18 protein-coding genes, 2 tRNA genes and 1 riboswitch are annotated in these 22,885 nt (G+C 58.0%); of the genes, 1 reads left to right on the top strand and 19 read right to left on the bottom strand.

Translation table 11 applies throughout. The features are described from left to right. Positions 1–28: 28 nt before the first annotated feature. The 15 genes from QMG40_RS02110 to QMG40_RS02180 form a co-directional block, all read right to left on the bottom strand. Complete coding sequence (locus tag QMG40_RS02110; protein ID WP_283527428.1) at positions 29–757, bottom strand: FadR/GntR family transcriptional regulator; 729 nt, start codon at positions 755–757, stop codon at positions 29–31. Between the two features lie 138 nt (positions 758–895). After that, positions 896–968, bottom strand: a tRNA-Ala gene (locus QMG40_RS02115). Positions 969–1,029: 61 nt separating this feature from the next. Continuing rightward, a tRNA-Ala gene (locus tag QMG40_RS02120) sits at positions 1,030–1,105 on the bottom strand. A 112-nt stretch (positions 1,106–1,217) separates the two neighbouring features. Next, positions 1,218–1,967: a histidine phosphatase family protein gene (locus QMG40_RS02125; protein WP_283527431.1), complete on the bottom strand. Its 750-nt coding sequence runs from the start codon at positions 1,965–1,967 to the stop codon at positions 1,218–1,220. A gap of 37 nt (positions 1,968–2,004) precedes the next feature. Then, positions 2,005–2,424 (bottom strand): ribosome silencing factor, encoded by a 420-nt coding sequence (gene rsfS / locus QMG40_RS02130; protein ID WP_283527433.1) that lies wholly within the window; start codon positions 2,422–2,424, stop codon positions 2,005–2,007. 26 nt (positions 2,425–2,450) lie between these two features. Continuing rightward, the gene (locus QMG40_RS02135; protein WP_283527435.1) at positions 2,451–4,139 is read right to left on the bottom strand and encodes a hypothetical protein; all 1,689 of its coding nucleotides are present in this window, start codon (positions 4,137–4,139) and stop codon (positions 2,451–2,453) included. 7 nt (positions 4,140–4,146) lie between these two features. Beyond that, positions 4,147–4,902, bottom strand: a complete 756-nt coding sequence (nadD, locus tag QMG40_RS02140) for a nicotinate-nucleotide adenylyltransferase (protein WP_459252941.1) — start codon at positions 4,900–4,902, stop codon at positions 4,147–4,149. Beyond that, positions 4,814–5,059 carry a hypothetical protein gene (locus QMG40_RS02145; protein ID WP_283527440.1) on the bottom strand — a complete coding sequence of 82 codons (246 nt, stop codon included), beginning with the start codon at positions 5,057–5,059 and terminating at the stop codon, positions 4,814–4,816. Before QMG40_RS02145 ends, nadD begins: the two co-directional genes overlap by 89 nt. Positions 5,060–5,206: 147 nt before the next feature. Then, positions 5,207–6,487 (bottom strand): glutamate-5-semialdehyde dehydrogenase, encoded by a 1,281-nt coding sequence (locus QMG40_RS02150; RefSeq protein WP_283527442.1) that lies wholly within the window; start codon positions 6,485–6,487, stop codon positions 5,207–5,209. 61 nt (positions 6,488–6,548) lie between these two features. After that, the gene (gene proB, locus QMG40_RS02155; RefSeq protein ID WP_283528581.1) at positions 6,549–7,691 is read right to left on the bottom strand and encodes a glutamate 5-kinase; all 1,143 of its coding nucleotides are present in this window, start codon (positions 7,689–7,691) and stop codon (positions 6,549–6,551) included. Positions 7,692–7,711: 20 nt separating this feature from the next. Beyond that, positions 7,712–9,325, bottom strand: coding sequence for a GTPase ObgE (gene obgE / locus QMG40_RS02160; RefSeq protein ID WP_283527444.1), 1,614 nt, complete (start codon positions 9,323–9,325; stop codon positions 7,712–7,714). 145 nt (positions 9,326–9,470) lie between these two features. Further along, entirely contained in the window at positions 9,471–9,728 is a 258-nt protein-coding gene (gene rpmA / locus QMG40_RS02165) for a 50S ribosomal protein L27 (protein ID WP_283527445.1), read from the bottom strand. Positions 9,729–9,787: 59 nt separating this feature from the next. Then, complete coding sequence (rplU, locus tag QMG40_RS02170) at positions 9,788–10,096, bottom strand: 50S ribosomal protein L21 (protein ID WP_283528583.1); 309 nt, start codon at positions 10,094–10,096, stop codon at positions 9,788–9,790. A 420-nt stretch (positions 10,097–10,516) separates the two neighbouring features. Then, entirely contained in the window at positions 10,517–12,055 is a 1,539-nt protein-coding gene (gene thiD, locus QMG40_RS02175) for a bifunctional hydroxymethylpyrimidine kinase/phosphomethylpyrimidine kinase (RefSeq protein ID WP_283527448.1), read from the bottom strand. Then, positions 12,046–12,144: riboswitch (TPP riboswitch) on the bottom strand. (Overlaps the previous gene by 10 nt.) Positions 12,145–12,253: 109 nt before the next feature. Further along, positions 12,254–15,922 (bottom strand): Rne/Rng family ribonuclease, encoded by a 3,669-nt coding sequence (locus QMG40_RS02180; RefSeq protein ID WP_283527450.1) that lies wholly within the window; start codon positions 15,920–15,922, stop codon positions 12,254–12,256. Between the two features lie 367 nt (positions 15,923–16,289). On the opposite strand from QMG40_RS02180, the gene QMG40_RS02185 reads away from it, so the two are divergent. Further along, entirely contained in the window at positions 16,290–16,925 is a 636-nt protein-coding gene (locus tag QMG40_RS02185; RefSeq protein WP_283527452.1) for a vitamin K epoxide reductase family protein, read from the top strand. 209 nt (positions 16,926–17,134) lie between these two features. Here QMG40_RS02185 and ndk read toward each other — a convergent pair whose 3' ends face one another. The 4 genes from ndk to ileS are packed head-to-tail and all read right to left on the bottom strand — an operon-like array spanning position 17,135 to position 22,724. Next, the gene (gene ndk / locus QMG40_RS02190) at positions 17,135–17,551 is read right to left on the bottom strand and encodes a nucleoside-diphosphate kinase (protein ID WP_283527454.1); all 417 of its coding nucleotides are present in this window, start codon (positions 17,549–17,551) and stop codon (positions 17,135–17,137) included. Between the two features lie 42 nt (positions 17,552–17,593). Continuing rightward, the gene (locus QMG40_RS02195) at positions 17,594–18,058 is read right to left on the bottom strand and encodes a DUF4233 domain-containing protein (RefSeq protein WP_283527456.1); all 465 of its coding nucleotides are present in this window, start codon (positions 18,056–18,058) and stop codon (positions 17,594–17,596) included. A 1-nt stretch (position 18,059) separates the two neighbouring features. Continuing rightward, positions 18,060–19,442 (bottom strand): bifunctional folylpolyglutamate synthase/dihydrofolate synthase, encoded by a 1,383-nt coding sequence (locus QMG40_RS02200; RefSeq protein WP_283527458.1) that lies wholly within the window; start codon positions 19,440–19,442, stop codon positions 18,060–18,062. Then, positions 19,443–22,724, bottom strand: a complete 3,282-nt coding sequence (ileS, locus tag QMG40_RS02205) for an isoleucine--tRNA ligase (protein WP_283527461.1) — start codon at positions 22,722–22,724, stop codon at positions 19,443–19,445. Positions 22,725–22,885 lie beyond the last annotated feature (161 nt).

Consider the following 22,885-nt stretch of genomic DNA (forward strand, 5'->3'; position numbering starts at 1 on the left):
TACGACTCGCCACTTCTGCATGGACAACTCATTGCATCGGATGAGTTTGGGCGTGGAAGAATTCGATGTGATCCTTGATCGCTTGGGCTGCCTGAGCGCCGTCGTTCGCCAATACAGCAGCCATGATTCCGTGGTGCTGTTCGCGCAAGGAGGGAACTATCCGGGCCCACATGGCATCGCTGTCAATGGAGCCGCTGACGTAAGATTGCACCGCCGAGCGTAGTGATTCCATCATGGCCGTGATGACAGTGTTTCCGGCCAAGGAACTCAGAAGTACGTGGAAGGCCGCATCGAGAATATGAAATTCTTCCCGACCCAGCTCCGGCTCATTCATGGCTGTGAGCAGTTCGGCCAATCTTTTTTCCTGTTCCTCATTGCGGTCCCGCCCTGCTGCTTCAAGGGCGGCCCAACTTTCCATCATAATGCGGGTCTGGACTATGTCAGCGACCGGGAAATGGTTAGTCGCCATATGCAGGCGCAAGGCGGCCCCGAGACCGGCACTCGGATTGGCTATCACCACCGCCCCTGAGTTAGGCCCGGAACCCACCCCGGTGCGCACCAAACCCATGGCGTCAAGAACCCGGATGGCGTCCCGTACGGAGGCCCGGGAAATGCCATGGGCCAACGCCAGCGCGCGCTCACCGGGCAGTTGGTCGCCCACCTTGATCCTCCCATCCCTCAGATCGGCCTCAATACTGTTCAGAACGGCGTCGTAACTGCGGGGGGCGGGAGTGGGTGCGGGATTTAGCGTGGACACGCCATCATTGTCCCATTCTTTGCGTGTGCTTTTCTCCTGCAGTACCAGAAGTGCCAGAAGCGGTAATGGTGTGGCGCTGTTGCTGGCGGAGGGCAAAAAATCCGGCCACCCACAAGGGATGACCGGACCGTATTTTTGTGGAGCTGAGGGGACTCGAACCCCTGACCCCCTGCATGCCATGCAGGTGCGCTACCAGCTGCGCCACAGCCCCAAAACAATAAAAACTATTTAGTTATAAACCACTGCACAGGAACTATCTCCAACAGTGTGTTTGGTGGAGCTGAGGGGACTCGAACCCCTGACCCCCTGCATGCCATGCAGGTGCGCTACCAGCTGCGCCACAGCCCCAAACACTTTACAATCTTGCCCTAAAAGCTTTGACTCATCGGTCTAGGCTGAAGCAACTTATCTATCTTAGAACACCTGCTGGCCTGCTGCCAAATCGGCGCTCAACACCAGATTAGTCCTCAATGGGCTCGGCTAAATCTTCGGGTCTTTCATACGGTTCCGGGAGCGTACCAACATTATGTTCAAGCAAGCGCCACTGTGCTTCATTCGATCCTGAGTCCGCCAATGCTGACGCTTCAACAACCGACCAGTGGCAGTTCGAGAGTCCGGAGAGTGTCCGCCAAAGGTGTTCAGGCAAGCCCAGCAGTTTAGCCAGCGCAACTCGGGTAGCACCACCGTGGGTTGTGACAACGAGGGTGCCGCCATCGGCCAGTAGTTGAACCTCTTCCAAGATGGCATCGACCATTCGTTGAGCTACTTCGACCCGGGTTTCCCCACCCCCGGCGCGTATACCGGGTTCGTCCTGCTGCCATCGGTGGATCTGGTCAGGGAAATCCGTGGTGATCTCATCAAAGGTTTTCCCTTCCCACTCTCCACCGAAGGTTTCGCGTAGACGGGGGTCTACACCCACCTCGTTTCCTGTGAGTGCCGCCAGCGCTTGTGCTGTGGAGAACGCGCGCGCCAGATCCGAGGAAACTATCCTTACAGGCAGTGCCATCTCGCCTGGGGAGCCAAGCTTCCCAGCCAACAATGCGGCGGCACGGTTGGCTTGGGAAGTTCCCACCTCATCAAGAGGGATGTCGCTTTGACCTTGAAAACGGCGTGCAGCATTCCAAGAGGTGCGTCCATGGCGCCAAAAAATGACCCGCCGGCGTGGACCGACGGGCTGCAAAACAGAGCCTTCGGGTGAAGTAAAAGCCATCAAATGACAATATCCATTCCTGAGCCCTTGGCAGGGGTTAGTTTTCGATTACCGGTTCTTCAGCGTCTGCCTGAGCGTGCTTGGCGGATGGATCCGACTCAGCAAGCTGTAAGTCAATGACGGGGCAGTCCCCGTAAAGACGTTCCAGAGCGTAGAAAACACGATCTTCTTCATGCTGGACATGCACCACGATGTCCGCATAGTCAAGCAGCACCCACCGGCCACCTGAACGGCCTTCACGGCGCACAGGGCGCAAGTTAAACTTGTGCAGTTCATCTTCAATGCCATCAACAATGGCATTGACTTGGCGTTCGGTAGCCGCCGAGGCAATGAAGAAAATATCCGTGATTGCCAAGCGCTCACTGACGTCGATGGCTGTCACATTGAGGGCCAATTTATCCGAAGCCGCACGCGCCGCTGCGCGTACTAGTTCGATTGACTGTTCTGTTGCGGTCACTACTGTTTCCTTTGATTGGTGAAAATTTAGCGTACTAGTGCTGTGATAAACATGACGGCGCCGGCAACAAGTGCCGCGCCTCCAACGATAATGCTGCCCCACTGGATCAGCAGATTGCGTTTAGTCCTGCCCAATCCCGCCGTAATAGCATCCAGCGGCTCAAGACCATGGGCATAATCTGCTGGCATGGGCGGCATTTGCGACCGCATGATCTGCGCCTGTCCGGCGTCGGGGCGCACGGTTGCTTGCCCACCTGTCGCCATCTCTTGTGCCCGCTTAAGTGTATTGCTGTGACCACCTGTCAGCGAACGGTTGTCCGGTTGTGAGTGATCCGCCGGGCGCGCAGCCAGTGCGGCATCGAAACGCTCAGCACTGAGGTGGGTAGCCTCTGACTGGACTTCTTCGGAGCGGGCATGGGCACCTGACTGACCGCTCTGTGCTTCCGCACGCAGTACAGGCGCTTTTTTCGAAGGTGTTTTAGCAACATTTTGATGCGGCGTTGACCGGGTGACGATCGGGACATGGGTGGTGGTTGGGGGCCGTAGGACGGGACGGTCGGTACCGGCCACTTCGATGAACTCCAGGGGGGTAACCATGGCCAGGTTATCGGTTGCCGTTGGATCAGCAGCCAATTTGCGGTTTTTAGCGCTCTCTTGGGCTAATCGCTCGCGTGCGGATGCGCGCTGGCTAAGGATCGCGGAGCGTTCCGCTTCTGCGCGTTCAGCAGCCATGATCCGCAGTTCTTCTGTGCTTGGCGCAACCACAGCAGGACCATCCTCGGGCGGACCCGCTGAGACAGGATAATAGTTCCCGCCAGGCACCAGCCCGGGCAACGGCGGGTACTTCCAGGACTGCGCATCGGCAGCGGTATCTGGCTCACCGGCCGCTGGCAGCTCGGTTCCTGCAGGATTACCTTCACGCTGCTGTACATCCGGCTGTTCAACCGCGGGAGTACTCGCGGAGTTTGCCCGGGTTCTGGGCCAATCCCCCGGCACGGGAGATTCCGGCACGGGAGATTCTGGCGCACCTGTTGGAGTTTTAGTTTTGGCCGCGGGTAGTTGATCTAGTGACGATGGGTGGCGGTTGCGCTGCTGATTCGACGCCGTGGACACTGCAGCGCGTCGGCCGGCTTGGGGTCGGCCAGCAGTTGGCGATACCGTTTTTGGCGCTTTAACAGGCGGTGCCGGGGCAACAACCTCGGGCTCAGCGGCAGTCTCCTGAGCTACGGCTTCTGGCTCCGATTCTAGCGCTGTTTCTGGCGCTGTCTCTGGCGCTGTTTCCGATTCCGGCTCCGGCTGCGTAAACGGTTCAACTTGTGGTGACTGCTTCGTCACAGGGGAGCCAGCATCGGCGCTGGGGGCTGCAGTTGCGGACACAACCGGGTTGATTGCTGTGATGGGTGCCCGTTCGGCGTCGAGCTGGGCTTGGCGCAGTGCCCGCCTGGAAGGTAGCGGATTCAGACCGGGCGGATCAACGAGTTCCTTGTAGGCACGCAGCGCAGCCCTGTCACGGGCCCTGGTCTGGGATTGCCGCTCACCGCGGGGAGGCGCCGATTCGCCGCTGGAGGCACTCGCCGGATCGCTCGGACTGGCACTAGCACTTTTTTTGGGCGCAGGGCGGGGCGGCACCGCGGGGATGCCAACGGTGTTCGCTGCTTGTGCCGATTCTTCCCGCAATTGTCTGCGGCTGCGAATCGGCTCCTTTTCCTTACTCATTGAATACTCATTCGGTTCTCGAGGCTACCGGCACTAGACCTGCGCTGGCAGACGCGCCGGGTTGTACGTATAGGCCGTACTTGGCAATGTATTGCACCACGCCGTCCGGCACCAGGTACCAGACAGGGTTCTGCTCTGCCACACGCTTGCGACAATCAGTGGAGGAAATCGCCATGGCGGGGACCTCCAACAAACTTACATTCTTCCTGCCCCTGCTATCGAGCACATGCCCGGGCCGGGTGACTCCCACAAAATGGGCCAGATCCCACAGTTCGTCGCTGTCTTTCCACGACATGATCTTAGCCATCGCATCGGCTCCTGTGATGAAGAACAGATCCGCATCCGGGCGCAGCCTGCGCAAATCCCGCAAAGTATCAATGGTAAACGTGGGCCCTGGCCTGTCAATATCAACCCGGCTGACAGTGAACTGTGGGTTCGCCGCAGTAGCAATAACAGTCATCAAATAGCGATGTTCAGCCGCACTGACTTCACTCTTGACTTTCTGCCATGGCTGGCCGGTGGGCACAAAAATGACTTCATCAAGTTTAAAAACGCTCGCAACCTCGCTGGCTGCGACAAGGTGACCATGGTGGATCGGATCAAAAGTGCCGCCCATGACTCCGATTCGGAGACGGTTCCGGGTGCCTTCATGCAAAGGCACCCGAAGTGTTTCCTCAGTGATTGGATGACGCCGAATCGTCGTCGTGCATGTGCTTATTGGTGTGCTGACGGTGCGGGTCCTCAGATGCCTGGACAGCTTCATGGCGGTTGCCCAGGTTCATGAAAGAGACGGTGACAAGCATCAGTGTCAACAACACCGCAAGCATGACACCACCAATCACAAGCGGCGGTGCAATCAACGGTGCAAGCTCATGTTCTTCTGCGGCAGCTAGTACGACGCCGGCAAGCTGGGTCAGCATTATTTCTCCCCTTGGGTGCGTGGCCAGCGCGGCAGTGTTGCCTGCGCCAGACAAGTTGTTCCTTGAATTCCCTCTAATAGTACGTGGTATCTGCGTACACCGGCACATCGACCCGCAGTTAAGCTGCCACCCGGGACGGTACGGGTATTAGCTACGTACTTGGCCTTCACCTTGGACAATCCACTTTGTTGTTGTCAGCTCGGTGAGCCCCATGGGACCACGTGCATGTAGCTTTTGCGTTGAGATGCCCACTTCGGCACCCAGCCCCAGCTCGCCTCCGTCGGTAAAACGCGTGCTTGCATTGACAATTACTGCTGCAGAATCGATTTCAGCAATAAATTTCTCTGCGTTGGCTAGGTCGTTGGTCACAATCGCTTCGGTGTGACCCGTTGTCCACGTACGGATATGTTTGATGGCTTCGGGCAAGGAATCAACCATCTTCACGGCAAGATCCAGGTCCATGTACTCGGTAGCCCAATCTTCATCGGTAGCCAAGGTCGCCGTGACTCCTGCAGGAAGCATTGCCTGGATACGCTCGTCTACATGTAGGCGCACCCCCGCCTTGCTCAGTGCGCTCAGCACTGCGGGGATCACAGTAGCTTCCCTGTGCACAATCAGCGTCTCAACCGTGTTGCATACGCTGGGGCGATGAGTCTTGGAGTTCAATACGATCTCCACGCTCATCTCTTCTTTGGCGCTACTGTCAATGAAGATGTGAACATTTCCTTCACCCGTTTCAATAACGGGAACGGAGGAGTTCGCAACAACAGTCTGGATGAGTTCGCGGCCACCACGAGGGATGAGCACATCAACGGCACCGCGTGCCTTCATGATGAGATTGGCGCCTTCGCGTCCAAACTGGTCAACCGACTGCACTGCGTCGGCAGGTAGGCCAACGCCATCGAGTGCTTCACGCAAAATTGCCAACAGTGCCTTGTTGGTGTTGGCAGCTGCCGTGCCACCGCGCAAGATGACGGCGTTGCCGCTCTTCAGCGCCAATCCAGCGATGTCAACCGTGACGTTGGGCCTGGCTTCGTAGATAGCTGCCACAACCCCCATGGGAACGTTGATCTGGCGCATCCGCAGACCGTTGGGCAGTGTTTGTCCGCGTACAACGTTCCCGACGGGATCGGGCAGGGTGGCTAAGTTCTCAAGAGCATCAGCCAATCCCTGAACTCGCGCTTTTGTCAGTGTCAACCTGTCAAGCATGGGCACTGAGGTGCCGTTTTCTTTCCCGTTCGCCACGTCCTTGGCGTTAGCGCTGAGGATGGTTTCCTGGTTTTCCAACAGCGCCTTGGCAATGGCCCGCAGACCCTTGTCTTTCCAGGCCCTGTTGACTCCGGCCATACGACGGGCAGCCCTGCGGGCACGGTCGGTGATGGCCTGGACTTCAGCGGAAATGTTTTCTTTAACAATCGGTTCAGTCATCCATCAAGCCTACGGCACTCGGGTCGGTGCTGCTGTGGCACAGCTCTCCCTGCGCTAGAAGCTAAATGCTCAGGACCACCAGATCGTCCACATGAACCACTTCACGTTCAAACTGTTGGCCCAATTCTTTTGCCAGCGCTTTGGTGGAGTAGCCAAGCATCTGAGGTAGGTCCGAATTGCGGAAGTTAACCAGGCCGTGGGCAAAAACCTTACCGCTGGAATCACAGATCTCAACGGCGTCACCGGCCTCAAACATGCCAGAGACTGCGGTGATTCCGGCGGGGAGCACCGATTTATGACGTTCACTGACAGCGCGCACGGCACCATCATCCAGGACCAGGCGCCCTCGAATGTCAGCTAAGTGGGCAAGCCAAAGCATACGCACTGAGCGTCGGTTGCCGTGGTCCCCAAACCATGTCCCCACGTCTTCACCGGCAAGGGCGGCACCAGCCTGCGCTGTGGACGTCACCAAGGCGGGGATACCGGTTTCTGCTGCAATCATGGCGGCCTGGACCTTAGTGGCCATTCCTCCGGTCCCCACGCCCGCTTCGCCGGCACTGCCAATAACAATCCCGTCAAGGTCATCGGGTGAGTCAATTTGGCTGATACGCGTTGCGCCCTTCGACGGTGGACCGTCATACAGGGAATCCACATCCGAAAGTAGCAGCAGCGCGTCTGCCTTGATCAGGTGCGCCACCAGGGCAGCGAGCCTGTCGTTGTCGCCGAAGCGAATCTCACGTGTAGCCACTGTGTCATTTTCGTTCACAATGGGGATGACGCCTAGGTTCAATAGGCGTTCAAGGGCGCGGTGGGCGTTAACGTGTTGGCGCCGTTTGGCCAAATCCTCGGCCGTCAGGAGCACCTGAGAGGCAGTCACTCCATGCGAGGTGAAGGCCTCACTGTAGCGCGCCATCAACAATCCTTGACCAACGCTGGCAGCAGCCTGCTGGGTAGCTAGATCTTTGGGCCGCCGTGACAGGCCCAAAGGCAACAGTCCGGCGGAGATAGCGCCGGAGGAAACCAAGATGATCTCTGTTCCCGCCAAATGCCGCTGCGAAAGAACGTCAACAAGCCCTTTGAGGGCTTCTTCCGAAATGCCGCCAGCGACTGAGGTCAAGGAGGATGATCCGACCTTCACCACGATTCGCGATGCGGTCGCCATGCTCTGTCGTTCCGGCAGTGAGAGTGCCTGATCATATTCCATAGTTGTTGTAGCTTCCGGGCTCATAGATCCTTAGGGGTAGTGTTTTCTCCGGTTTCGTCAGCAGCCATGTCTGCCTTGATCTCGTGGCTTTTGGCTGTGTGACGGTCGGTTGATTCGGTCCAGATGCCAGCTTTACGCTCGGATTCCAGTTCCGCTCGTGCCGCAGCCTTGGCGTCTCGACGATCCTGCTGCTCTTGGCGCTTCTGTTGACGTGTTGGGCGGTCGCCCAAGTCCAACAGGCGTAGATCGGTGCCGCGAGGTGCCGCCAAATGCTCGGCACCGCCCATCATGGTTGGCTCCCAATCAAAGACAATGCCGTCTTCGCCGCCAATGACAACCGTGTCTCCCGGTGTGGCACCAGCTTTAAACAAGCTTGTCTCCACGCCGATCTTAGCCAACCTGTCTGCCAAGTAGCCAATGGCCTCTTCGTTTTGGAAGTCACATTGCTGCACCCAACGTTCAGGTTTGTCCCCGCGAACACGGAACAACGGCTCCAAATTCTTTTCTTCACGATGTATTGTAAACGAGGCTTCATTCACTGCTCGCGGGCGCAGAATGACCGGCGCAACCTTTGCAGGCTGGTCGATTACGCTCTGGCGGGCGGCACTGACGATCTCAGCCATAGCAAAGCCCAATTGTCGTAAGCCTTCGTGGCTGGTCGCTGAAACTTCAAAGACTCTGTAGCCACGCGATTCCAAATCACCGCGGACAAATCCTGCCATGTCCCGTCCATCGGGGGAATCTACCTTGTTCAAGGCAATGAGACGCGGGCGTGCATTCAAGGGGACAACGTCTCCGTCGGCGCCGGCGAAGCTCATATCCACTGAGTAGTTATCCAGCTCGCGCTCAATTATAGCCAAGTCACTGATGGGATCCCTATCAACTTCCAGTGCGGCGCAGTCCAAAACGTGCACAATGGCCGCACACCGCTCAACGTGGCGCAGGAAGTTATGACCCAAGCCTTTGCCTTCACTGGCTCCTTCAATCAAGCCGGGCACATCAGCCATGGTGAACCGGACGTCCCCTGCCTGCACAACACCCAAATTGGGGATCAAGGTGGTGAACGGGTAGTCGGCAATCTTTGGCCGCGCCGCGGACATGGCGGCGATCAAACTGGATTTCCCGGCTGAGGGGAACCCTACTAAGGCAATATCTGCAATCGATTTCAATTCAAGGACAACATCGCGCTCGTCGCCTTCGATTCCCATCAGCGCAAAGCCGGGAGCTTTGCGCTTCTGCGAGGAAAGGGCCGCGTTGCCCAGGCCACCTTGGCCACCCTGGGCAGCAATGTATTCGGTGCCAATCCCGACAAGGTCGGCAAGCACGTTGCCTTCCTTATCTTTAACGACTGTGCCGTCGGGTACATCAAGGACCAGCGACTCGCCAATTTTTCCATCGCGCCAGTCCCCCATACCGGGCTGTCCGTTACCAGCGTGGCGGTGCGGGGCGTGGTGGAAATCCAACAGGGTGGTGGTTTGATCGCTCACACGGATGGTGACAGAACCGCCGTCGCCTCCTTTACCGCCGTCGGGCCCGCCCAAAGGCTTAAACTTTTCCCGGTGAACCGACACGCAGCCATGGCCGCCAGTCCCGCCGGATACATGCAGAACAACCCGGTCAACAAAGCTGGCCACTAAAATCTCCTTGAATAGATCTTGCTATTGCGCACTCATTCTAGTCCTGTAATGGGCTAGGGCCTGATGCCGGCCGGTGGGTATTACTGTGTTAAAAGCCAGTGGAGCGAGCCATGCGGCCCGCTCCACTGGAAAAGCTTTGGTATTAGAGTGCAGCAGCGACGATGTTTACGACGCGGCGTCCGCGACGCTGACCGAACTCGACTGCGCCTGCATCCAATGCAAACAATGTGTCATCCTTGCCACGACCAACACCCTCACCGGGGTGGAAGTGTGTGCCGCGCTGGCGAACAATAATTTCGCCTGCCTTGACAACTTGACCGCCGAAGCGCTTTACGCCGAGGTACTGGGCGTTTGAATCACGACCGTTGCGAGTGGAACTCGCACCCTTTTTATGTGCCATTTGAAAATGCCTGCCTTTTGACTAAAAGATTCTAAGTGGATCGAACTTCAAAACGCTTATTAAGCGATTGAGGTGATCTTGACCTTGGACAGTTCCTGACGGTGGCCCTGACGCTTCTTGTAACCGGTCTTGTTTTTGAACTTCTGAATGACGATCTTCGGCCCGCGAAGATCCTCCAACTTCTCAGCCGTAACCTTTACACTAGCCAGGTCCTTCGCGGCTGTGGTGATTTTCTCACCATCAACCAAGAGCAAAGCGGGCAGCTCAAGTGTGCTGCCAACTCCACCGGGGACGCGGTTCATGGTCACGTGGTCTCCAACGGAAACCTTTTCTTGACGGCCGCCTGCGCGGACAATCGCGTACACCACTGGGGAACTCACTTCTCTCGACGTTTATTACAAATTTTTATGCCGGCAGGGATCGTATTTGATCGCTGCCAACCGCATGCGCCGCAGTTCTAGAAAAGAACAAACGCGGGGTGCATACTATGTGCCTCAACGCCGTGGACCTCAATGGAGTTCTGCCATGGAGTGGTTGCCCTAGGTGTTGGCGTAAGCACCGAAGATCAAGAATACGCTAATTCTGGCTCCGGGAGCAAATGAGACTGGTTTCGAGCTTCCGAAGCGCGTCTGCCAAAACATTGTTTTGACTGACAATTTCCGGGGTTCCTGAAACCGTACTCACCAACTTTAGCGTGGTTGCCACCGTTTTTCTTCATTTAGGACCGTGACGCGCCGTTTTCTTAGGCAATCACCAGTGGCGTTGATCACCTTTGCAGACAAGTGTGCCTAGATCTCGCTTGGAACGTGTTGATGCGGTGCCGCAAAAAAATCCACCTCGTACTGTACAGAATGCGCAAAGGCGGCCCGCATACGTTCTCTTTCCAGGGCCGATCCCCTGCGCGCGGCCGTATCCATGATGCTCACGGCTGTGGCCGCTGCCTGAGCAAAGTCGTCGTCGGCGTATGTCGCCAGCCACGTGCCATAGGGATGTTCGCCCGAAAAGGATAGGTAATCGGCATGCAGCACACGCCCCACTTCTGCGTACAGCCAGTAACACGGAAGAACTGCGGCAACCACTTCCGCATAGCTGCCGGAGAATCCAACACCTTGCAAATGGTCCACGTAGTGCTTTGTCACCGGGCCCTGTTGCGGATTTGCGGGCTGCCCATTGAGCCAGTTGCGGTGCAGCTGCAATTCAACTTCAAGACAATTCTGTGCCCCTTCCGCCCAGAACTTCTGCTCCATTTCGGTTGGGGCCAAGGAACTGGCACGGGCAAGGACACGCGAGTATGCGCTCAGGTACAGCGCATCCTGAACCAGGTAATAGGCAAAGTGGTTGCGTTGTAACGTACCGGCGGCTAATTCCTTAATGAACTCAAGAGCGAAAATTGCTTGTCGTTGGGGTTCGATGTGCGCCCACAATGCTGCACTGAATTGCCCGACTCCAGGCGCTGCGTTCTCCCACAGTGCGTGCAGGTGGTTGACGGGGCCTGCACCGGAGCCAACCTCTAGCACCTCGGATGTCTCAAGGGCCCTACCCAGCCACTCCTTGGCTTGCTGGACGCTGGCAATCCAATCACCAGTTTGAGCCTGCAAAGTAGCCACTGCCGCCGACAATGAGCACCCGGTTCCGTGAGTATTCACGGTATCTATCCGAGCGCCAATGAACTCATTGACCACACCGTCAGGGTGAACCAGTGCGTCGGGGCACAGCTCCCCCGCCAAGTGCCCGCCCTTCACGAGCACCAACACCTCATGAGTCGCGGCCAGCTCCTTACCCTGCTGAACGGCGGCCTGCCAGCTTGCAGCTTCCGGTTGGTCAAGGAGAACCCCTAGCTCTGGGAGATTCGGAGTCACTAGGTGCGAACTTTTGATGAGTTCCAGTAAAGCTTCACGGGCGGCCGGGGCCACAAGCATGTCACCGCTGGTAGCCACCATGACCGGGTCCAGTACAACCACGGCGGGCCGGGTCCGCGCCAGCCACTCTCTCACCGCGTTGATGACTTCTTCAGTGCCAAGCATGCCGATCTTCACGGCATCTATGGTGACGTCGGAAGCTACAGCGTCCAGTTGGGCTGTGAGGAAAGTTGCCGGTGGAGTATGGATGTCTTGTACTCCCCGCGTATTCTGCGCAGTTAATGCCGTAATGGCAGTCATTGCATATCCACCGTGGGCTGAAATAGATTTAATGTCAGCCTGGATACCGGCACCGCCCGATGAATCAGAACCTGCAATACTCAGGATCCGGGGGTGCTTCACAGCTGCGGGCACGGTGGTGCGTTGCCCAGTTTCAGAGGTGGAAGAAACTGTTGCGTAGGTACTCAATGGGACATCCCTTCGCCGGTTCTAACCGGGCAGGTTCAACGGGTATTCTCTCAGCCAGCCCTGATGGCATGGCACCCCGTGTCGATCTCCACCCTAGCCCCAGCCGTGACGCTTAAAGAAAACCGGCCCAGAGCCAATGTCAAAAACTGCGTTCTGCACGCACATTTTAACGCAGGTTCCGGGCCGGCAGTGTCAGCATCAGAGCTCTGAAGCGGGCACTCCCACACCGAGAATGATCGGTTCGCTACTTTTGGTTACAGTCGTTGCAGGTGCCGGAATAGCTGCCGCGGTACTCAGATGCGGAGCGGAACCCTGACCTGCAGGAGCATAATGAGAAGTTTCAACCACCATGTCGGCACCACCTTGAGCGCTACGTGCACTGCGGTTGCGGCGTCCCCGACGTGCACGCGAACGGTTACCACCGTTGGAGTCCCCCACCGTCTCATGATGCTGGTCCTGGCCGGGAGCCACCAGCTGGTCTAGAGCTTGTGCCAGATCCGCCAGCGCCGCCGCATGGTCAGCATTGCCTGCCTGTACGTTTGCGCTGCTTTCACTACGATGCCCACGAGGGAGTTCAATGGCTTCCCCACCCAACGTGAGGGTTGCGCCGTCGGAGGTTCCTGAACCTTCTGCTTTTTCGTCGCCTTTGACACCTACGTTGCCGCCAGAGCTTGTGGCGCTCTGCGCAATTGCTGTTGCTACGGCCGCAGCGCCACGGTGTGACTCGTCCCCGTCGTGCTCATGATGTGAAGCAGCCGCAGCTGCCGCAATGTTCGCCAATGCAGTACGGGCAGCGTGGGCTTTCTGGATTTTCTCTGCTTCGTTAACCTCATCGGTTGACTGCACAGGAGCGCTTTCCGGGTGCTGCGCCTCAGCCTGTTGCCCGCGGTTGCGGTTGCGTTTACGTTCGCTGCGGGTAGACCTATTGGCCGTGCGCTCGTTCTCGCGATGCTCCGGTTTGCTGGCATGGGTCTGCGCAACCTCCACGGCAGGACTATGCGTACGGCGATGCTCCACTGGAATCTCGTGCGTGACCATGCCGCGACCCACGCAGGTTGGGCACTGCTCGCCAAAGACCTCAAGGAGGCCTGTACCCATACGCTTGCGGGTCATCTGAACCAATCCAAGTGAGGTCACCTCGGCAACCTGATGCTTGGTGCGGTCGCGTCCCAGGCATTCAACCAGACGGCGCAGCACGAGATCCCGGTTGGATTCAAGCACCATATCGATGAAGTCAATGACAATGATCCCGCCAATGTCACGCAGGCGCAGCTGACGAACTACTTCCTCGGCAGCCTCCAAGTTGTTCTTGGTCACTGTTTCTTCCAAGTTTCCGCCGGAGCCGGTGAACTTACCGGTGTTGACATCGACCACTGTCATAGCTTCGGTGCGGTCGATCACCAACGAACCTCCCGAGGGCAGGAAGACCTTGCGTTCCAGCGCCTTGTTGATCTGCTCATCGATGCGGTGCGCGGCAAAGATATCTTCGGGCTTGTTCCACTTCTCCAAACGGTCAAGCAGATCCGGGGCAACATAGGTCACATATGCCTCGATGGTGTCCCAGGCGTCCTCGCCCGAGACAATTAGTTTGGTGAAGTCTTCATTAAAGACGTCACGGACAACCTTGATCGTCAGGTCAGGTTCGCCGTACAGCATCTCCGGGGCGAGCGTCTTATGCGAAGACGCCCGCTCATTGATGCCCGCCCACTGAGCGCGCAAACGGTTGATGTCATTCGTTAGCTCTTCTTCACTGGCACCCTCGGCCGCGGTGCGGACAATCACACCAGCATTTTCGGGCAGGTGATCCTTGAGCACGCGCTTGAGGCGATTACGTTCCACGTCGGGTAACTTGCGGGAGATCCCAGTCATGGACCCCCCCGGCACAAACACCAGGTAACGGCCAGGCAAAGAAATCTGGCTGGTCAGACGTGCACCCTTATGGCCCACCGGATCCTTGGAAACCTGCACCAGGACGGGGTCACCGGACTTCAACGCGTTCTCAATCCGGCGCGGTTGTCCGTTCAGATTTGCGGAATCCCAATCAACTTCACCTGCGTAGAGAACAGCGTTGCGCCCTCGACCAATGTCCACGAAAGCCGCTTCCATGCTGGGCAGCACGTTCTGGACCTTGCCCAGGTAGACATTGCCGATCAGTGAATCCTGCTGGGTCTTGGAAACAAAGTGCTCAGCCAGGATGCCGTCTTCAAGGACGCCAATCTGAATCCTGTCTTCGCCCTGGCGCACAACCATGACACGGTCAACTGATTCGCGGCGGGCAAGGAACTCAGCTTCTGTGATGACAGTGCGGCGGCGACCCGAGTCGCGGGAATCACGGCGACGCTGCTTCTTAGCTTCCAAACGAGTGGAGCCACGCAGGCTTGTGACCCGGTTTGAGTCCACGGATGTGGACTCCGACGGCGTGCGAGGCGCCCGCACCCGCGTCACAGTGTTGGGCGGATCTTCTTCGCTGCCACCTGTCAGTTCCAAATCTGCTTCACCACGGCGGCGGCGGCGCCGACGGCGCGACGTTACGCCGTCGTCCATTTGATCCGTGTTGGTGGAGTCACTGGAGTGATCAGTGTCAGCCGCGTTGGTGCCCTCTGATATTTCTACAGTTTCAGTTGCCTCAGAGCTGGAGCCTCGTGTACGGCGGTTGCGAGAGCGTGAACGGCCGCTTCGTTCACTTTCCTGTGAGTCGCGTGTGCCGTTGGCCTCGTTATCATTGCGGGTCTCCTGAGTGGCAGCCGGGACGGCCATGCTCAAATCTGCAGCCATGAACAATGCTGAGATCCCTGCTGCAGGGGAAATGAACAATGCTCCTGGGGCTTCAGGCTCGGAGCCGTCATGGGCTCCACTGTGGGCCGGAGCTGCTGCTCCAAACTCATTCTGGACGGGAGTGTGCTGCGTTGGGGCGGCGGTTCCCGCCGAAGAGTCAGTGGCTGTTGCCTGTTCTTCAGTCTCAGTGCTCACGGTTTCAGTGCTAACAGCCTGAACAGCGGCAGGCCCAGCAGCGGCAGTCTTCGCTGCGGGCCTGCGGCGACTGCGGGTTGTTTTGGTGGCAGCGGGTGCGGGCGGAGTCTGAACAGTTTGCGCTTCCGATGCTGGCGTTGAACTACTGGGCGTGTCCAAAGTAATCGCACTCTGAACTGGAGCAGGACCAGCCGGTGCTGCGGCTTTCCGGCTTGTACGCCGGGCCGGGGCCTTTGCTGCTGACTTCGTTGCATCTGGCTCCGGGGTATCAATCTGCGCAGCGGCGGTGCTGGTGACTGGAGTCTTGGCTGCACGGCTGCGCCTAGCCGGGGCCTTTGTTGCAGGTGTTTGAACGTCTGCTCCGGCCAAGCTCAGCTCACCTTGGACACCGGTAGATTCATCCCGCACTGGCGCGGGCGCGGTCACGGGCGCTGTAGCCCGGCGTCGGGGTGCCCGCTTGGCCGGAGCTGAGCTAGTTTCCGCCGCTACCTCTGCCGCTTTGGTGCCTTGGTTGGCGGTTGGCGCAGTCTTGGCGGGCTCAGTTATCTCATCCAACAGCGAAGGTTCAGCTGCTTTGACTGATGATTCATTTGATGTTTCCAAGCCAGCCGTTGGCGCAACCTTTTTGGCTCGGCTGCGACGTGCAGGAGTCTTCTTTGCCGGGCTTTGTTCTTTTTCGCCAGAACTTTCAAGCACAGCAGTGCTCTCAAGCGCAGAGGTGTCAGCGGCTGGGACATCTTTACTAACTGTTGGGGCCGCCACATTGCTTGCCGGGCTGGTGACGCTTGCCGGGCTGGTGACGGCGGCGGTTGCCCGACGCGATCGTGTGGTCTTTACTTTGGCGGGAGCTGCCTGCGTTGGCTCTGTGTGCTCCGGTGAGGTTTGTTCATTATCCATTGTGGGCATTACTTTCGCGCCGAATCGGCACCCCCACATCGGGCGCCGACAGCGGCAGATGTGTCAGCCCCCGCAGGCGCTGACGGAAGTCGTCTAAATACCTCCCAGGCGGCACCAACTTCTGGGTGCGCAAGCTCTGAAAAGCCAATGGTTTGCGGGATCCGTCCGGTGGATAGCTGCACGGATAGGCAGTGTCGTCACCGGCAGCCGGAGGCTTGCCATTGGACTGAGGGGCGCATGTGGATCGCCAACCAGCCGCTTTCATTGTCTCACATGCGCCAAGCCACGGAGCCGTTTCACGGAGGGCGCGCCAAGAAACTCACGCTACAATCAGGACACAATCACTGATTTCAATGGATAGGACACCATGCCAAGCACCAAAGTTTCCACCAGCAACCAGACGGAGGTGGATCTGCCCGCCATGGTGCGTGCTAAACCGTTTGGTTGGTTCTTGGTCATTACTGGCGCCATCTCATGGATTGCATCTTTCGTTTTGGTGTTGGATCGTCTGCAGCTGTACACAAACCCGGACTCGAATCTCAGCTGCGATTTTAACTCCTGGATCTCCTGCGGTGATGTTATGAAAACACCTCAGGCGGCTATTCTCGGTTTCCCCAATCCATTTATTGGTGTGGTCGCCTTTGCGGTCCTCATGACTACAGGTGTGGTTTTACTGGCCGGGGCACACATGAACCGTTGGTTCTGGATATGCATGCAAGTGGGCATAACCGCGGGCATGGGCCTGATTGGCTGGTTCTGGTTTCAGGCCGTCTACGTACTCGCCGTCCTGTGCCCCTACTGCATGATTGTGTGGGCAATGATGATTCCGCTGTTTGTCTTTATCACTGTGCGTAACCTCAACCACGGAGTCATCAGCGCTCCCCCTGCCCTGACCAAGTTCCTCAACGAGTGGGCTTGGATTATTGTGGGGCTGATCTACGTGGCGACCGTTGCCTCGATCTTCTTCAAGTTCATGCACCTGATCATCCCGTCGAACGCATAACCCCCACCCCCGACGCTCGCTCACTTAACGTCGAGTTTCATCAAACGCTCCTTCAGGTATGAAGGAGCGTTTGATTCTTAAGCCCCAGGAGTGAGCGAGCGTCAGCGAAAACACGACGTTAAGTGAGCGAGCGTCAGGGTGGGCAACGACGAGGGGCGCCCTCCTAGTGGAAGGCGCCCCTCGTCGTCGTTCGCTAACTGCTTCTGGGATTATGCAAACCAGATGGCGATCTCGCGCTCAGCGGATTCTGCAGAGTCGGAGCCGTGAACCAAGTTCTGCTGAACCTTCAAGCCCCAGTCGCGGCCAAGATCGCCGCGGATGGTGCCGGGTGCGGCCGTGGTGGGGTCCGTGGCGCCAGCCAGGGACCGGAAACCGGCAATGACGGCGTTACCTTCGAAGATTGCCGCGACAACCGGGCCCGAGAGCATAAATTCAACAAGCGGCTCATAAAATGGCTTGCCCACGTGCTCTTCGTAGTGCGCTTCCAGCTGCTCACGGGTGGCGGGAACCTTCTTCAGCTCGGCCAGGGTGTATCCCTTGGCCTCGATGCGGGCCAGGATCGCCCCTGAAAGGTTGCGGGCAACACCGTCGGGCTTGACCAGGACAAGGGTGCGCTCAATGCTCACAGTAACTCCAATAACTAGATAAAAAGGACATTCGGATTTAGTTTACTTGGCGTCGGCATCTGGGGTTGGGACTTCGGGAGTCGAAACCTGCGGATGAGCTGCGTCCCACACGGTTTGGGCCTTAGCCCGCACAGCATTCTCCCGATCGATTTTTGCTCCTGCGTAGAGGGCGTACCACCAGGCAACCGCAAAAAGGACACCCACAACGAACATGGACGGTTCCCAAAAACCACCGGCGATCAAAGCCAACTGCAGGGCCCAGCCGAACGCTGGACCCCACGATTTACGGACCACTCCGCAGGCCACGATCAGCAGCAGCGCCAGCACGGCAGCAACAATAAGGTAGAGAGGATCTTTGCCCTTGAGGCCAAATAATGCCAATCCTAGAAAGAGTGCCACAAATGCTTCGAGCAACAATACGACAGAGGCAAACATCAGTTTGGTGGAACGCGCCTTTTTTGGCGTGTTGGGCTTCCATTCACGCTGCGCTTTCGTCAGCTTAGCCATCTCAGGCACCTTGCTTTTCGCCGGGACGGCCCAACAAAATCCGTGCTTCTCCAACAAGTGTGATGGAACCTGTGATGAGGATGCCACCGGCCAGATCATTGTTGGACTCCGCACGTTCAACAGCCCATTCAATGGCGTCATCAAGCTTCTCGGCGATGTGAACGTCTTCTTCAGCCCAACCAAGATCCACCGCCATTTCAGCGAGCTCGGCCGCCGGGATGGCACGGGGAGAATTTGATTGGGTCAAGCAGATCTCCGCTGCCTCATCACCATAAGATTCCTTGAGAGTATTGAGAATCTCTTCGGCATCCTTCTCCGCCAGGATACCCAGCACCACCACAAGTTTGCTAAATGCAAACGACTCCTGCAATGCAGCCGCCGTGACGGCTATCCCTGCCGGGTTGTGCGCTGCATCGACAACAATGGTCGGTGATGTGCGCATGACTTCCAGGCGGCCAGGTGACGTGACGGCGGCGAAGCCTTCTTGTATCAGCTCGTGATTGAGTTCCGTTTCGCCCCCGCCAAGAAATGCTTCCAAGGCTGCCAGTGCCACGGCGGCATTCTGAGCTTGGTGTTCCCCATGCAACGGAAGCAAAATTCCAGGGTAGCGTCCGGCGAGTCCCTGCAGGTCAAGCATCTGTCCACCAACAGCCACAGTGCGTGCCTCAACACCAAATTCCACGCCCTCAAAACGGAACTCGGCATGCTTTTCTCGCGACGCATCCAAAATGACCTGCGCGGCATCAGTGGGCTGGGCTGCGCTGATCACGAATGCATCTTCTTTGATGATCCCGGCCTTCTCCTGCGCTATAAGACCCGTGGTATCACCAAGAAGTTCAGTGTGATCAAGGGAGATGGGAGTGATGACTGCTACTTGGCCATCTCCCACGTTGGTGGCATCTGTGATGCCACCCAAACCGACTTCCATAACAGCTACGTCCACTGGTTCATCGGCAAAGATGGCAAACGCCAAGATTGTCAATGCCTCAAAGTATGTGAGACGGACGTCGCCGCCTGCCATGAGTTCGGCATCAACAATCTCCAGGTAGGGCCGGATCTCATCCCAGATCCGCACAAACGTCTCATCGCTGACGGGAGCCCCGTTAATGCTGATGCGCTCAGTAACCCGGGTCAGGTGCGGGCTGGTGTAACGGCCAGTGCGTAGATCGTGAGCCAGCAGGCCAGCCTCAATCATCCGGGCAGTGGTAGTTTTTCCGTTAGTGCCTGTGATGTGGATGATCGGAAAAGCCTTGTTGGGCTCCCCCAGGATGTCCATGGCCCTAAACAACGGAGCCAGTCTGGGTTCCATCTTGTTTTCGGGGGCACGGCCCAAAAGATCGGCATAGACACTCTCAACCGAGAATTCGTCATGGTCAGCAGGCATTTATGAAATGCTCCGTTCAACAGTGATGGTGGTTTCAACGTCACCTGGGATGAGTTCAAGTTTCAGTGTCAGAGTCTCAGTCTTCACCAAATCTGCGTTGGCGTGTAGGGCATCGACAATCTCCTGCGGCGCACTGATAATGGTGCGGATCCTGTCACTGACCTGAAGACCTGCGTCCTTGCGGGCCTGTTGGACGGCGCGCACCATATCGCGTGCGGTTCCTTCGGCAACAAGCTCCGGTGTCAGCTCGGTGTTCAGCACCACGAAGCCGTCGTGCGGCAGCATCGCAACGGCAGTTTTGCCGCCGTCGTGCGTATCAGCAACAACAGTTTCCAGGCTGTACTCGGAAGGCTCAAGTTCCAAGCCGCCAGCGGTGACAACGCCGTCGGTGACGGACCAATCCCCGGACTTGGCACCCTTGATGGCCAGCTGAACGTCTTTGCCCAGACGCGGCCCTGCTGCCCGAGCGTTGACAACCAGTTTCTGGGAGATGCCGAACTCCTCAGGGGAGGCGAGAGCAGCATCAACGAAGCGCACAGTGCGGATATTGAGTTCGTCCTTGACGATGTCAGCAGCAACACTCAGATCAAAGTTTGACGTGACAACAGTCAATTCCGCCAAGGGCTGACGCACCCGCAGGTTAGCGGCCTTGCGCAGGCTTGAACCTGTGGAGCAGATCTGGCGTACTCGGTCCATACCTTCCACCAAGTCTGCATTGGCAGGGAAGAGCTCGTGGTTGGGCCAGTCGGTGAGGTGAACTGAGCGCCCACCTGTGAGACCGCGCCAGATTTCTTCGGTGACCAGCGGCAGCAGGGGTGCCGCCACCCGGCACACCGTCTCCAGCGCCGTATATAGCGCATCAAAGGCGTCCGTGCTCTCGTCAAAGAAGCGGTTGCGGCTACGCCGGACATACCAGTTAGTGAGCATGTCCAGGTAGCTGCGCAGTGAATCGCAGGCACCTGAGACGTCATAGCCATCGAGTTTGGCAGTCATTTCACGCACCAAGTCACCGGTATTCGCCAGCAGGTACTGATCCATGGGATCCGCATAACCGTCAAAGCGCAGCACAGCGTCGTAGCCTGTGCCGCCCTTGGCCGTGTTCGCGTACAGGGTGAAGAAGCTGTACACGTTCCACAGCGGCAAGATGACTTGGCGGACCCCGTCCCGGATGCCCTGTTCGGTGACCACCAGGTTGCCTCCGCGCAGGATGGGGCTGGACATCAGGAACCAACGCATGGCGTCGGAACCGTCACGGTCAAGAACCTCTGAGACGTCCGGGTAATTACGCAACGACTTAGACATTTTGGCACCGTCTGAGCCCAGCACAATGCCGTGGCTGATGACGTTCCTAAACGCCGGGCGGTCAAAGAGTGCCGTGGAGAGAATGTGCAGCATGTAGAACCAGCCGCGGGTCTGGCCAATGTACTCCACGATGAAGTCGGCTGGGTTGTGGGTGTTGAACCAGTCCTCATTCTCGAACGGGTAGTGAGCTTGGGCGTACGGCATGGACCCGGAATCAAACCAAACATCCAGCACATCCTCCACCCGGCGCATGGTGGACTGTCCCTGCTCAGGGGTGCGGGGATCATCCGGGTTGGGACGGGTGAGCTCGTCGATGAAGGGGCGGTGCAGGTCAACTTCGCCAGCCTTGTTCAGCGGCAGGCGGCCAAAGTCGCCCTGGATCTGCGCCAGCGAGCCGTAAACGTCGGTGCGGGGGTAATTTTCGTCGTCGGACTGCCAGACGGGAATGGGGCTGCCCCAGTAGCGGTTGCGGCTGATGGACCAGTCGCGGGCGTTGGCAAGCCACTTGCCGAATTGCCCGTCCTTGACGTTGCCCGGGATCCAGTTGATGTCCTGGTTCAGCTCCACCATGCGGTCCTTGAACGCTGTCACTTCCACATACCAGGACGACACTGCCCGGTAGATCAGCGGTGTGCGGCAGCGCCAGCAATGCGGGTAGCTGTGCACGTAACTGGCCTGGCGGATCAGCCGGCCGGCCTCCTTGACCACCCGGGTGATGGTCTTGTTGGCGTCGAAGACCTGCACGCCGGCAATATCGCTGAGCGGGCCACCTGCAAAGAGCGGCAGGAAGTTCGCACCCTCATCCACGGAGAGGACCACCGGGATGCCGTACTGCTCACAGACCTTTTGATCCTCTTCACCGTAGGCGGGTGCCTGGTGGACAATGCCCGTACCGTCGGTGGTGGTGACGTAGTCAGCCAGCAGGAACTGCCACGATTTTGCGGTGCCGAACTTTTCATCGTCGGCGAAGTAGTCCCACAAGGGCTGGTATTTCAGACCTTCAAGCTCGGCGCCCAGGTACGTGGCAGAAACGGCGGCAGTTGCGCCAGCACCGTCGTCGTACCCCAAATCCTTGGCGTAGGCACCCACCAGATCCAACGCGATCAGGAACTTCTCCCCCGTTGCCCTGGTTCCGTTAGGCCCAACAGGCACGACGGCGTAGCTCACGGCAGGTCCCACGGCCAGTCCCTGGTTGGTGGGCAGGGTCCAGGGCGTGGTGGTCCAGGCGATGGCCTCAACGCCGGCCAGTTCCCGGGACAGCGCAGATTCGCCGGCCACGATGGGGAAGGTGACGGTGACGGTTTGGTCCTGGCGGTCCTTGTAGACGTCGTCATCCATGCGCAGCTCGTGGTTGGAAAGCGGCGTCTCATCCTTCCAGCAGTACGGCAACACACGGTAGCCGTTGTAGGTCAAACCCTTTGAGTGCAGCTGTTTGAACGCCCACAGCACGGACTCCATGTACTGCACGTTGAGTGTCTTATAGTCATTTTCAAAGTCCACCCAGCGCGCCTGGCGGGTGACATATTCCTGCCATTCCCCGGCGTACTTCATAACGGAGGAGCGGCAGGCGTCGTTGAATTTGTCGATGCCCATGGCCTCGATCTGCGCCTTGTCCGTCATGCCCAGCTGCTTCATGGCTTCCAGCTCCGCAGGCAAACCGTGTGTGTCCCACCCGAAGCGGCGCTCTACTCGGCGCCCGCGCTGGGTCTGGTAGCGGGCAACTAGGTCTTTGGCGTAGCCGGTGAGCAGGTGCCCGTAGTGCGGCAAACCGTTGGCGAAGGGCGGACCGTCGTAGAAGACGAATTCATTTGAGCCATCTTCACCGGCGTCGCGGGCGTCAATGCTGGCTTGGAAGGTGCCGTCTTCATCCCAGTACTTCAGGACAAGTTCTTCAACCTTCGGAAAATTCACGGAGGAGGGAACGTGCTTGGATTCGGCATGGAGGCCGGCGGCGGCAGAGGCCTTCGGGAAGTGGGTCATCACATCATCCTGGTTGTGGGCGTTCAGGTTCAGGATGCAAGGACGGCTTGCGCCGCGGTACCACCTCGCTTACCACCCCCCGGCTTTTGTTTCCAGGGTGTGGCCGCTCATTAGCTGCTGTGACGGGCTTACCCGTCCGGTTCTACTGGCGCCTTTTGAGG

Source organism: Arthrobacter antibioticus, from assembly GCF_030063205.1.
In the GTDB taxonomy this organism is placed as follows: Bacteria; Actinomycetota; Actinomycetes; order Actinomycetales; family Micrococcaceae; genus Specibacter.